The organism is Calditrichota bacterium (genome assembly GCA_016867835.1).
GTDB lineage: Bacteria > Electryoneota > AABM5-125-24 > Hatepunaeales > Hatepunaeaceae > VGIQ01.
Map to the genome: position 1 here is coordinate 1 of VGIQ01000081.1, position 12,476 is coordinate 12,476.

Sequence of the window (12,476 nt, forward strand, 5' to 3'; positions counted from 1 at the left end):
GTTTCCGATGATATCAACGGTATTGTGCTTGATGCCGTCCCGTTCATACGATCCGTAGCGGATTCGGCCCTCGATATAAGCCTGACTGCCCTTGGAAAGGTACTGTCCGGCAGTTTCGGCTTGCTTGCCAAAGAGGGTAATTCGGTGCCACTCGGTTATCTCCTCCCATTCGTTGTCACCTTTGCGACGACTATCGGAGGTCGCGAGCGAAAACTTTGCAACTGCCATGCCGCTGGGAAGATAACTGATCTCCGGGTCGCGACCCAGGTTGCCGATCAATATGACTTTGTTGACGCCACGGGACATTGGATTTCCTATCGATTTGGGGAAAACTTGGTGAACCGCTTTCGACGCGACCAAAAGAGCCAGACCACGCCTACAGCAGAAAGCGCGCCGAGAAGATTGGCTACGATGTCAGACCAACTTGCCGATCGACCGGGGGTGTAGGCTTGAGTCCACTCGTTCAGTCCACCCACCAGAGTTGCCGCCAGTATGACGACTGTTGTCCCGAGCCAGGGACGACGTGAAAGCAGCGACCACGCTTTGAATGTCAATAGCATTAGGATGGCAAGGATGCCATATTCCACGTAATGAAGCAGGAGATCAGTTCGATTGCCGAAGATGTGCCACAACTTCCACCGCATCAGGCGAAAAGTGCCCGGGGCGCGGGAAAGGAGAAAGGTCATTCCGGTATAGGTGATAGTCATGAAGGTCCAGAGGAGCCGCGCGCGTAGTTGTCTCAACCGGCTCCCTCGAGGAAGACTTCGCCAAGGCTATCGATCAGATCGGATGCTATTAAGGCGCGCTCACTGCGTCTACGGACTGCCAAATCACCTGCCCGGCCATGTATTGCTGCGCCCGCCCACGCCGAGACAAAGGGATCAAGCCCCTCTGCCAGTAGGGCGCCTATGACCCCGGTCAAGACGTCGCCGCTGCCCCCGGTCGCCATTCCGGGATTACCGGTTCCATTGATCACGAGGTGACCGTCCGGTGAGGCAGTTATGCTCGGTGCCCCTTTGAGGTGAACCACGACATTCCACTTACGGGCAAACTCGGACGCTGTCTCAAGTGTTTTGCGCAGTGTCTTCTCTAAGGATTCGCCAGTCAGTCGCGCCATTTCACCGGGATGCGGTGTAATCACCGTGGATGCCGGCAAGTCTTTCAAGTGAGACCATTCAATCGCCAGTAGGTTCAAGGCATCGGCGTCGAGCACCAGTGGCTTTGAACAGCGCTTAATAAGATCGTAGAGTAATCTACCGGTTCCGGGATCACGGCTTAATCCAGGACCTATGGCAACGGCATCGGACTCGTCGATAAGTTCGAGAATCCGATCGATACCTTCTGGTGCGAGTGCACCCGAGGATGTCTCCGGGAGGTTCACAGTGATGGCTTCGTTCCACCGCTGCGTAACGAAGTGCCCCACAGAATGAGGAATTCCCACCCGGACCAAGCCGGCACCGCTGCGCAAGGCACCTCCGACGGCAAGTGCCGAAGCACCAGGGTAGTCTCGCGAACCGGCAAGTATGAGCAGCACCCCGACACTTCCCTTGTGAGCGTTGCGAGAACGCTGCGGAAGAACAGCAAGAGCATCGGTCGCGTCAGCCAATCCGGTTTTCGAACCTGCAGAAACCGCGGCAGATGCCGGTATGCCGATGTCCGATATGGTCACCGAACCGGCATGTTCACGGCCGGGCGAAAGGAGAAGACCGGGTTTCAAGAAGCCGAAGGTGACCGTCTCCGTCGAACGTACTGCGGCCTGCCCTACTGCTCCACTGGCACCATCGACACCGGTTGGAATGTCAACGGCCAAAATCGGTGCGCGACTCAAGTTGATAGCATCGACTGCGAGCCGGTAGTCATCTCTCAGTTCAGCAGATGCTCCGGTCCCAAGCAAGGCATCGATGACCAGGTCAAATTGATCTGTTAGGTCGAGTCGGCCTTTTACCTCTCGCAAGTCCCCCCCACCCCTTTGAAAGATCCCCGCCTGGCAGGCAGAATCCGGTGAGAGCGATTCAAGGTCTCCGATCAAGAAGGCAATGACATCGGCGCCCTTACCGCGCAGTATTCTTCCTACTGCGAAACCATCTCCACCGTTGTTTCCACGACCACATACAATGGCAATGCGATGTCCTTCAACTCTGCCACCGAGCATTCCAGCCGCTCTCTCAATCACTGCACGAGCGGCACACTCCATTAGTGAGAGCGAAGGAATTTCGAAGTCTTCGATGGCGATTCTATCGCATTCACGCATCTGGTCGGGAAAAACGACTGGCTTCAATGGAGTGTCTCAAGACGGACAATGTCGTGCATATGAATCAGACCAACCAATTCCTGATTGCCATTCAGCACCGGGAGCGACGTAATTGCATGCTGCTCCATAACTCTGAGTGCACTTGCTGCGATAGAATCGGGGGTAACATACTTGGGACTACGGGTCATGGCTTCCGATGCCGGCAGCGAGAGTGGATTGTCGCTGCGCTCAAGAAGCCGTCTCAGATCGCCGTCGGTGATAATGCCGGATAGACGCCCAGCGGCATCGACAACACAGGTAACCCCAAGCATCTTGGAAGTCATTTCGGTCAGGGCTACACGGACCTCGTCAGTCTCGGAAACAAGGGGCAACCGGTCGCCGGTATGCATCAGTTCACCGACTGAGACGAGCAACTTGCGCCCTAACAAACCGCCGGGATGTAGATTGGCAAAGTCTTCTTCTCTGATACCACGTTTAACTAAGAGCGCTACTGCGAGGGCATCCCCTACCGCGACCGTAACGACGTGAGAGGCTGTTGGAATCAAGCCAAACGGCCATTCCTTGTGCGGAACCGAGATGTCGATGTGAATGTCGGCATGGACGGCAAGAGTCGAAGCGGGTTGACCAGTCAGGGCAATGACCGGAACATCGAGCAACTTCAAATGAGGAAGCACCCCGATCACCTCACGGGTCTCGCCGGAATAAGAAATGGCAATGACGCAATCCCCGCCGGCAACGACCCCCATATCGCCATGAACGGCTTCAGCGGAGTGTAAGAAGAGTGCCGGCGCACCGGTTGAGGCAAGCGTGGCAGCAATCTTCTGCGCAGCAATGCCGGACTTTCCAAGACCGGTAACGATGATCTTGCCACGACAGTCAAGAAGGAACTTAACGGCGCGATCGAACTCTAAATCGAGACGAGTTACGACTGTCTCAAGGGCTTCGATTTCGGCAGCAAACAGCCGTCGGGCCAGCTCGATGGAACCACCAGGCTTTGATGTATTCGTGGGCACTCGCATAGATTGAGATTAACAATTTAGTGCTCAACCCCGATGCTGTCAAGGCACAATCGCAATTCTGGAGCGCTGGGATAGACCGCCCGGTATAACAGCAAACGGATCCCGGACGGGGAGGACATCCTCGCAATTCATAACGCGCAGATAGCGCGCTTCGAGTTCGATGAGGGAGGCCGCACGATCATAGGCTCCGGTTGAGAGAACAACCTGCCCACCCGCCATTGAGCCATGTCCTCCGGCAGTGCCCCAACCCTCGACGATGCGGGCGGCTCTTTCACCACAGCGAGCTCCTATCAACCTCGAGCGTAAAGAAAAGAGCAATCGCCCCTTATAGGTTCCACAGCAAAGTGCCCAGTTCACTTCGTCGAGGCGCAGCAGCCAGTCGGCGATCTCGGCTGCAGCATCCGGGATGGGCAGTTCACCCGCATCGGCAAAGAGTGCATCGTCATAGAGGCGTGCCCGTTCAAGAGCGACCTTAAAGGTGGAATAATAACTTCGCGGGACCGGGGCGTGGGCGATGCGGTGGTGTAACTCCCAATCGACCAGATGAGCCAATCGCCGGAAGAGTGCACGATCGTGGCGATCGGCTTCACGGCCCAATTCCTGGGTTTCGGTTCGGATGGCATAGTAGGAGATGGTCGCCGTGAGAGCGTCCGGCTCAAGATGCGCCTCTTTGAAATACTCGAAGACGAGGGCGATGCAACTGCCGAATGAAGGCCGTATGTCGGTGTAGGGAACGACCCGGTCGAATCGTTGGCGGGGATGATGATCGACGACCGCGAGAATGGGAAGGTCTGGCGGCAGGCTTACATTACCGGACCCGGGTTGACAATCAACCAGGATGAGCGCCTCGGGAGGAACTTCGGATGATACAACACAATCGCTTCTGTCGTCACTCCTGCCCGCTTGTTTTGCACTACTGGGATCGTCGATGCGTCGAAAAGGGACTTCGAGGGAGCGGGCGATAGCCCTGTTTTCGGACCGGCCAAGCAGACCGCTATATCCGAGGGTAATACTTTTGTCATCGGAAGCCTCAAGCACCTTCTTCAAAGCCCATGCAGAGGCGATGGCGTCGGGATCGGGGTTATTATGGCTGAGGATAAGCAGTTGTCGGCGCGAACCTAATGCACGGTTCAGGCGCAGCAGCCGACTGCTTCGACTGCGGCTGCGTGACAGGGACATCTTACCCGACGGCGCGTATGCCAGCGCGGTCAATCCCGTGCAAGTAAAATCCGGGATCGTTGAGGAAGGAAGAGAAAAGGGCGATGAACGCCACCGTGATACGGGCGATCTGTTCTTTGTCCTGCAAAAGTTCGAGGATTCGGACGCGACGTTCCTGGTCGGAGACGCCGCCGTAGTTCTCAATGAAAATGCCGTCAAGCCGGTGCCCACGTTCGCGCGGGGTTACCGAGATAGTGCCTCCGGAAGCGCTGTAGTCCATGACTTCCCGTAGAATCTCCCGCTGCAATTGGACATCGGTCAGCGCAGTAGCGAAGAGTTCAAGTAGTATCCACTGAGCTTCACGGATGTTGGCGATAGCGAGTGCATCAAAGAGAGCCGATGTCGGCTCGTCAAGCCGGTCCAGTCCCTCCTTACGAAGCAGCGACATGAAGTTGGCATTCTTGAACATCTGGCTGACCAGGATTGCCAGTTCGTCATCCGGGGGGAGGTAGTGATATTCGCTTAACTGCACTCCCGGATAGTCCGGAAGGAAGAGGATGTCGAAGATGGTGCGATAGAAGTTGAGGCGGGTGATACCCGGGGTCTGGAGGTGGATGTCAAGGGTGTTGTCGAGGCGGTCGGTCAACTTGACGTGAAGCAGGTCGGGCATTCGTCGCGCATTGTCGAGGATGGTGCCGAGGTATTCGCTATAGCGCTGGTCGTCCCGGCGGCGAAGGAGGTTGAGCCGTTCTCCGAGATACCATCGCTGGTCAGCGTCGATGCGGCGAAGCATCGAAGCGAATTCGTGCTCAAGGCGGTCGAAATCCTCGTCTCCCAACCTCTGTCGGACAAGATCCTCTTCCTTATCGTGAAGTAGTGCGCAGAGCAGGTCGAGGGTAGTAGGGCGCTTCATGACCCGGGCTAGTATGGCTGCAGTCCGCAGGGGATGGAGTATTGCGGGAGGACCGATTCGGCGAGTCTGATTGCCGTATCCGATATGCAGACAGACTACTGTGTCGAAGAGAGCCTGAGGATCAGCTGCTTCAGCCGGCCCAAGCACCAGGGCAAGGAGCGCACCAACTTTCAATTCGTGGGCGGTCAGTTGGTAATTGATCTCGGCTGAGAGGATGAGAAACTCCTCCGTAGAGATCAGACCGCGCGGAAGTCGCTTTGAAGCAAGCAAAGTCATCGGAACCGAGATTGACAATCCTAAGACATTTATAGAATGAGTGGCCACCAAACTGCCCGACCAACACCATCGAACCGGCGCTCTAAAGAGCCGTTTGAGGGTCAGTCAGACGAGTCAAAATTACCGGCCGATGTTCTATGAATACAATTTCTTGAAACTCTCAAAATCGCGAAAGACGAGCGAATCAGAGGTCATCCTCAGATGTCCTTCATCTTCGAAGCGACTGATAACCCTGGAAATGGTCTCGCGCGACGTCCCTGCTATCGAAGCAAGATCCCGTTGCAAGGGCAGTTCCTCTATGGTTACATGGCCATCACGCATACTACCGATATCTTCAGCCAAACGGATTAAAGTCGATGCAACACGCCCCTTTGCATCAAGCAGTGAGAGGCTGCGGATATGACTGTCCGACTTACGGATGCGGCCCGCCAGTTCTTTAAGGAGCGAGATAGCAACCTTGGGGATGCGCTCGAGAAGTTCCATAAAGTCAGATCTACGCAGCATTAAGAGATCGACATCGTCGATCGAAGTAACCGATGCCGATCGTCCCAAGCCGTCGATGACTGCCAATTCTCCAAAAAAGTCGCCCTGGCCAAGTATTGCGAGGATAGCTTCAGAGCCGTCCGGGGCTGTCCGGGAGATTTTCACGCGACCGGACTTGATCACGAAAAGGCTGTTTCCAACGTCGTCTTCGAAGATGATAAGATTGTTCTTACGAAACTTGCGAAGAACCATTGATTTGGCGACAAGTTCCAGTTCAGCGGCAGTCAGGTCCGAGAAGAGCGGGAACGTGCGCAGCAGTTCAGGTTCCATTGGACTCCTTTAGATCGACTCGAACATATTCGGGCAGGAGATGTCGCTCGACCTCCTCCCGCACCGCCGGCTTGAGATAAAGCCGGTCCGGTTCGGAGCGCGCTATCAGCCCGGCAAGTGCAGCGATGCGCTCGGCTACAGGCTGGCGCGTGTTGACTACCAGCAAGGTTTGGCCATGCACCGTACAGAGACCGGTGACGAAGAAGCCCTCATCGCGACGAAGTTCCCCGTATAGGCGCCGCGCGACGTCTTCAAGTTCGCTCAGTAGTGTCTCCGGCTTCAATCGCCGCTTCAAAGGTACTTCTCCCGTCCTTCGCGTTTCAAGCGCTCAACTAACTGTTTGACATCCTGAGCCCGACTCAGCGGGCAGATTAACGTGGCTTGTGGAGTGTTGACGACGAGAATGTCCTTAAGCCCGATGACTGCTGTCAAGCGATCCGGTGAATAGATCAGGTTCGATTCCGCATCCAGAAGGACGCTCTCCCCCATTTCCACATTACCCTGGTGATTGGCATCGTTGATGCGATAGAGTTCATCCCAACTTCCCACGTCAGACCAGCCAAAATCGCCTTCGACCATGAAAATGGGCGCACTAGCCACCTCCATTACCCCGTAGTCGATCGAGATAGGCTTGATCCGCGCCCATCGACTAAGTAATGTCCGGGGATATGAAGGACTGCCCCACGCCCGGTCGATGGCTTCGAGTTGGTGATACTGCTCGGGAAGGTGTTCCTCCATTTCGCTCAAAATTCGTGCCACATGCCAGACGAAGATGCCACTATTCCAATAGAAGTCCCCTGAGGATACGAACCTACGGGCGGTCTCGACGTTGGGTTTCTCGGCAAAAGCGCGAACGCGGTGCACCATTTCGGGCAATCCGTCGCCACTTCTCTCTATCTGGATGTAACCGTATCCGGTTTCCGGCCGTGAAGGAGGTATGCCAAAGGTTACCAGTCCGTCAAAGTTTCGAGCCACATCGATGGCCGTCTCTACTGCTTGATGAAACATACGATTGTCGCGGACCAGGTGATCGGATGGCAGGACAACCATCACGGCATCCGGGTCGATTCGACGGATGTGTATGGCGGCCAGCCCGATACACGCAGCAGTATTGCGGGCGGATGGCTCAAGAACGAAGTTGTGAGCGTTGAGGCCGGGCAGTTGAGAAGATATCAGACGCCGTTGAGTGCGATTCGTAACCACAACAATCCGCTCCGGGGCAACCAAGCCATCCAGACGGGCAACAGTCTCCTGAATCAGAGACTGTGCGCCGACGACCTTGAGTACCTGCTTGGGGAACTTCTCTCGGGAAAGCGGCCAGAAGCGGGTACCGGATCCGCCGGCCATAATGACGGCGAATGAGGTTGTCAACTGTGGACTTTTGACTTAGTAGTTGTGACTTGGAGACCCTTTGCAAGACGTAGTTGTAATTAGCATCTCACCGGCCAGAGATACTGACATTTGTCCGGTTAAGTTCGCTCACGCTCTACTTCCAATAGACAATCTGCCATACCAGGCGCCAAGCAACAGAATCTGAAGTGACCCGGCGACCAGGCCCGGCAGCATGGCGGCAGAGACATAACTCCAATATGCCAGGTTATCGATCGCTCCCGTGAGTGCGATAGACAAGAGGAAGATCATCCGTCCGGCTACAAGCGCCAATGCCAACGCTGCAAACCGATTCCAACCCCGGGCAATCAATACACCGGTCAAGACACCATAGATAGCGAGTTCGACACTCATCGGAAGGATCTTCTGCAGTAGTGGATAGCCGGTAAGCAGGTGATTAGAAATCGGTGCAAGCCCTCCGGTCAGAAGTCCTCCCCGCCAACCGTATAGCAAGCCGGCTATGATGATTGGCCAGTGCATCGGCAGAATCCAGCGCACTGGTAGTCCTGACAAGTGCGCACCTGCCGGTAGTAGCACTGCGGCTGCGGTTAAACCTAATATAACACCCCAGCCTGCAAGTCCGGAGATTCGCAGTGGGTAGGTGGTCGTAGTTGAAGTGCCGGAACTCTGCAGCATATAGCCCATCCGATCTAAACTCAGCGAAGTCGGAACTGTATCCCGCCGGTTTCCCACCGCGAGCGAACCTGTATCGTATCGGGATGAATAGAGAATGGCTCGGCAAATGTAGAGTCGCTGCCATAACTGTATCGGCCGTCTTCATCTCGGTCTAACCATCCCCAGAGAAGATAACTCCCCGCCGCGAGCATTCCAACCCGAAAACTGCCGTCTGACTGCGCAGGTTCAATCAGGTCGGTGATTCGGCCGACGCCTTCAATCCGCCGGGCTGCAATACGCAGCGGAGAGCCTTCATCATAAGGATGCGATGCCAGTCCGCTTATAGAACCGTGCTCAGCTTGGTCGGCTGTTACGAAAACCAGGCTCCAAAGGCTGTCGCCCCTATTGCCAGACTGATCTATGATTCGAGTGAGGTCTATGCGTAATTCGCAGCGCGCTCCGGCAGGAAGGAGTGTATCTGGCTTCCATTCGAACCGATTGGATTGCACCAGGTGCAGACCGACCCGTGAGCCAATGGTGTCTTCGCCGACGAATAGCAGCGCATCATAGGTTGATGTCAAATCAAGGGCGTCGTCGAATACGATCCAACCCGTCAAGTCTGTCGGAACATCGCGTGAACCGCTCTGAGGCCAGGATCGAGCAATCATCGGCGCAAGAGTGTCAGGCTGATTAGATCCTTCGAATGTGAGCGGTTCGAAGCGGTCGATCCAACGGAGTCGGTAGGGAGCGCCTGATGTCTGCTCCCCGGTCCGGATCATAAAGCGGCTTGAATCTATGGGGTCGATCCAGGTCGCATCGATACTGAGTTGGCTGGTGTCGGAGTCGATCACGATGCGATTTGGTGCGACATCACTTGGTCTGGTGAGGGTGCGCCTGAATCTCACGACCACATGGTGCGCATCACTTACACGTATCGATAAAGGCTCGTTAGGAAGCGAATCCCGCACCTGCGGAATGAACCCCATCCAGCCGGTTGAATCCTGCATCAAATCGACCACCATCCAAGGAATACCATACGCTTCTACTCCCGTGTCGTAGCGGTGGTTGCGGTCTCGATCGTGCCAGGCGCACAAATAGTACCCCCCCGGCGGCAGGTAGTCCAGACGAAACCTTCCATCGGAACCGGCATAGGTTGCATAGGAAGGCGGATGATGGAACCGCGACGTGTCATTCGGATCCGTAACGTCCCACGCTCCAATAATGAACTCCATTAGAGCCGTTGCGTTAAAGATCTGGCCTTCTATATATCGACTCGGTATATCAGTTCCGGCGGTCAATGCGATAGACTTGCTCTCTCCTATTCTAATGCCGTGCCAATCACTGACGCTGCCACCTATAGTCAGGATCACTGTCCGATATGTCGGAATCGAGTCGGCAAGCGTAATGCTCGCCCGGCTGCCGCTAACGCTTATACGTGGCGCTTGCGACTGCGGTGGCGATACGATAAGCGCCTCTGAAAGCGTCGCCGCGTTGATGGGTTCGCTAAAGTAGAGCATCACCCGGGTAGCCGGGTCAACGCCTATCGAGCCGGATGCCGGATCGCTGCCCAGGAAAGCAGGCGGAGTTTCATCAAGCGGTCCACCGCCGGGAGGACCAACGGCTGCGCAAGAGAGAGTCAGAACGGCAAGCGTAAGTGCAGCCAAAGCGCAGCCGAGAGTCATAGTCCTGTAATTTACGATTGGAGATGGTCAAAGTCAATTGGGACGTCGTAGAATCCCACTTTGGTAAGCAGCCAGAATTAAGCACAGATGGATGCGAGCGCATAGCGGTGGAAGTTTATCGTCAATGCCTTCGACTGCCGGCTAAAGGACAGTCGAAGGCGTTCGCAAGCAGCAATGGAATTCACTCACCGGGTGAAGGCTCTATCATTAAGAAGTGAGGAGAACACTTGACTTGAGGGGCTGAAATTGGCTATAATGGTGATTGGCTTAAGGTCTATTCACCTCAGGGAAATCCAATGTCGATTCGCCGTCCAGTCCAGTTGCGGTGGTTTCAGAGTATCATACTGCTGCCGGTTCTGATCTTCTTTTCCGGCTGTTCGGAGCAGCCTCAAGGCTACATTTTTGAGCCTCAACAACGGGACTATGTCAATGCCACCTATCAGGTAGCGGAGTTCCTGGGCACGCTCTACGGGCACACCGATGCGGCAGTTTCCTTTATGTCCCAGGCCGCACAGACACACGACTACCGCGCCATTTTGCCCCAGGGTTGGCGTGATCTGACGGCTTACGATACTACCGGCCGTCCGCGCGGAGCACAGTTCCTCTTCTTGCATAACTACCTCGATCAAAAATACTATCAGATGCTGCTGGATCGCGACCCGACGCCGGGGGCGGTCAGGACACCATCGAACATCGAGTATAACTACCTTGAGATTGGTGCCGGGCAGAATCCGATTACCAGTTCGTTCTATGGCAATATTGCGGAAGTCCGGCGGATTAAGGTTACTTATGCCGATAACCTGCGCAACCCCGACTATGTGGAGGGCTGGTATTCGCTGCGCAAGGCTCTCCCCTATACTTACTACATTCAGATTGAGGTTCCCGGGCAGGGAAGCGGGACCTTTGGTCAGCGATTCTACTACAATGCCACCTGGAGCGCCCGCATTGAACGCTTCAGCACTGCACTCAACGACCAGCGTTCGCGCATCGTGATCGATGGAACCCTGCCAATGCTCGATCGTCAGGGGGGATATCAGGAACCGCACCTGTCGGCGGAGTTCAACATCAATCGGGATGGATCGGGCTCAGGGGAGGTCTGGCTCCACGGCGAACCGGCATCGCGGGTTCGTCTTGAAGGCCGGACGTTTGGTTTTCAGGGCACATTCACACTCTTCTCCGAAGATCACAAAGGGCGCTACCGCTTATAGAACGCGCACCGCTCTGTATTCCAACTCACAACGGTAGGTGATGATTGGCACACCGGGTGCGAATCGAAGCCATTATTATAAAACTGCATTCCGAAACCGCGAGACTTCCCGTGTTACATCGCAGGCACCTCCGGGATGGGTTGCAGTCGTTAAATTTGAGGTTGCAATGCGAAAGACCTTACTTACCGGACTGATCTTCCTCACGGGTTGGGGAATGGTGCCGGCAGCCTGGGGCCAGGTCTATCAGGTTCAAATAGAGTTCCTGACGTCTAATCCAGTAATGTTTCCGATAGGTCGTTTGATACCGGGCGATCTGTCGGAGGTCGAGGAAATGGACTTCGGCGACTTCGAACCGTTCTTCCGGTTCCGAATCTCAGGAAACGGTCCGGAGCGCGCCCGACTCTTCGTGCGCTTCCAGGATCAAGCCGGACAGTCGATATTCTCAGTGCGGAGCAGGCCGCTTGACGTGGCCGAAATCAGAGACGAGTGGTTGACAACGGTCGAGCTCGACGCCAAGAGCATCAGCCTCGACACCGAATCCGGCCGAAAGCGCGACATCGCCAATGCCCTGCTGGGATACGTCGATGGCGCCTTTCTAAGGACGGGATTCTATAGCCTCACCATCCTCCTCTCGATTGAAGATACTTGGGAAGCGGCCTTAGCCAACAACGTTGGCGTTGGAAGTCTGGGGGTCTTTGCGCGTAATCCGAGCCAGGTGACGTTGATGCAGCCCTCCAACAATGATGCGGTATCAGCCAACCCCATCTTCCTATGGTCTTTCCCCCGGACCAACGGTATAACATTTACGCTTGAGGTCGTTTCAGGTGATCCTGAAGATGACCCGAACGCAGTCATTGAATCGGCGAACGATCAGAATCGCTATCTGAGCCGGGAGATTCCGGCAGGTGAAGGCGGGGAGTTTAGTGCCTTTGTCTATACCGGCGCCGGCGGCGAGCGGCCGTTGACCGCCGGACTGACTTACTTTTGGCGAATAACGGCTATTGTGGCAACGATGTTCGAAGATGAATTCGAGGTCATCCAAAGCCCGGTCTATCTCTTCTCTTATCAACCAGCGGGTGGAGGAGGAGGCGGCTTCGGCGGCGGTGGTGGTGGGTTTGGTGGTGGCGGTGGCGGTGGCGGTGGCGGCGGCGG

12 protein-coding genes and 1 pseudogene are annotated in these 12,476 nt (G+C 55.5%); 1 reads left to right on the forward strand and 12 read right to left on the reverse strand.

Annotated elements, in window-relative coordinates:
• The 11 genes from ssb to FJY67_08715 form a co-directional block, all read right to left on the reverse strand.
• Positions 1–306 (reverse strand): single-stranded DNA-binding protein (gene ssb, locus FJY67_08665; GenBank protein MBM3329526.1); only part of this gene is annotated, 306 nt, incomplete at its 3' end.
• Between the two features lie 8 nt (positions 307–314).
• Positions 315–743: a hypothetical protein gene (locus FJY67_08670; protein ID MBM3329527.1), complete on the reverse strand. Its 429-nt coding sequence runs from the start codon at positions 741–743 to the stop codon at positions 315–317.
• Positions 740–2,278: an NAD(P)H-hydrate dehydratase gene (locus tag FJY67_08675; GenBank protein ID MBM3329528.1), complete on the reverse strand. Its 1,539-nt coding sequence runs from the start codon at positions 2,276–2,278 to the stop codon at positions 740–742. The genes FJY67_08670 and FJY67_08675 overlap by 4 nt, the downstream gene beginning before the upstream one ends.
• Complete coding sequence (locus FJY67_08680; GenBank protein MBM3329529.1) at positions 2,275–3,270, reverse strand: KpsF/GutQ family sugar-phosphate isomerase; 996 nt, start codon at positions 3,268–3,270, stop codon at positions 2,275–2,277. Before FJY67_08680 ends, FJY67_08675 begins: the two co-directional genes overlap by 4 nt.
• Before the next feature lie 39 nt (positions 3,271–3,309).
• A complete protein-coding gene (locus tag FJY67_08685) occupies positions 3,310–4,482 on the reverse strand; it encodes a hypothetical protein (GenBank protein ID MBM3329530.1) in 1,173 nt (390 codons plus the stop codon).
• Positions 4,451–5,635, reverse strand: a complete 1,185-nt coding sequence (locus tag FJY67_08690) for a hypothetical protein (GenBank protein ID MBM3329531.1) — start codon at positions 5,633–5,635, stop codon at positions 4,451–4,453. Before FJY67_08690 ends, FJY67_08685 begins: the two co-directional genes overlap by 32 nt.
• 117 nt (positions 5,636–5,752) lie before the next feature.
• A complete protein-coding gene (locus tag FJY67_08695) occupies positions 5,753–6,430 on the reverse strand; it encodes a Crp/Fnr family transcriptional regulator (GenBank protein ID MBM3329532.1) in 678 nt (225 codons plus the stop codon).
• Complete coding sequence (locus tag FJY67_08700; GenBank protein MBM3329533.1) at positions 6,420–6,725, reverse strand: hypothetical protein; 306 nt, start codon at positions 6,723–6,725, stop codon at positions 6,420–6,422. The genes FJY67_08695 and FJY67_08700 overlap by 11 nt, the downstream gene beginning before the upstream one ends.
• Positions 6,722–7,801 (reverse strand): mannose-1-phosphate guanylyltransferase, encoded by a 1,080-nt coding sequence (locus FJY67_08705; protein MBM3329534.1) that lies wholly within the window; start codon positions 7,799–7,801, stop codon positions 6,722–6,724. Before FJY67_08705 ends, FJY67_08700 begins: the two co-directional genes overlap by 4 nt.
• A 108-nt stretch (positions 7,802–7,909) precedes the next feature.
• Positions 7,910–8,464, reverse strand: coding sequence for an ECF transporter S component (locus FJY67_08710; protein MBM3329535.1), 555 nt, complete (start codon positions 8,462–8,464; stop codon positions 7,910–7,912).
• Between the two features lie 11 nt (positions 8,465–8,475).
• Positions 8,476–10,116 (reverse strand): hypothetical protein, encoded by a 1,641-nt coding sequence (locus tag FJY67_08715; GenBank protein ID MBM3329536.1) that lies wholly within the window; start codon positions 10,114–10,116, stop codon positions 8,476–8,478.
• A 296-nt stretch (positions 10,117–10,412) separates the two neighbouring features.
• On the opposite strand from FJY67_08715, the gene FJY67_08720 reads away from it, so the two are divergent.
• The gene (locus FJY67_08720; protein ID MBM3329537.1) at positions 10,413–11,324 is read left to right on the forward strand and encodes a hypothetical protein; all 912 of its coding nucleotides are present in this window, start codon (positions 10,413–10,415) and stop codon (positions 11,322–11,324) included.
• 1,074 nt (positions 11,325–12,398) lie between these two features.
• Here the strand turns inward: FJY67_08720 and FJY67_08725 are convergent.
• Positions 12,399–12,476: pseudogene (locus FJY67_08725) on the reverse strand (DUF2497 domain-containing protein).

Coding starts and splice junctions, on each gene's coding strand:
- FJY67_08680 (MBM3329529.1), bottom strand. CDS start 3,270: ATGCGAGTGCCCACGAATACATCAAAGCCTGGTGGTTCCATCGAGCTG.
- FJY67_08695 (MBM3329532.1), bottom strand. CDS start 6,430: ATGGAACCTGAACTGCTGCGCACGTTCCCGCTCTTCTCGGACCTGACT.
- FJY67_08710 (MBM3329535.1), bottom strand. CDS start 8,464: ATGGGCTATATGCTGCAGAGTTCCGGCACTTCAACTACGACCACCTAC.
- FJY67_08715 (MBM3329536.1), bottom strand. CDS start 10,116: ATGACTCTCGGCTGCGCTTTGGCTGCACTTACGCTTGCCGTTCTGACT.
- FJY67_08720 (MBM3329537.1), top strand. CDS start 10,413: ATGTCGATTCGCCGTCCAGTCCAGTTGCGGTGGTTTCAGAGTATCATA.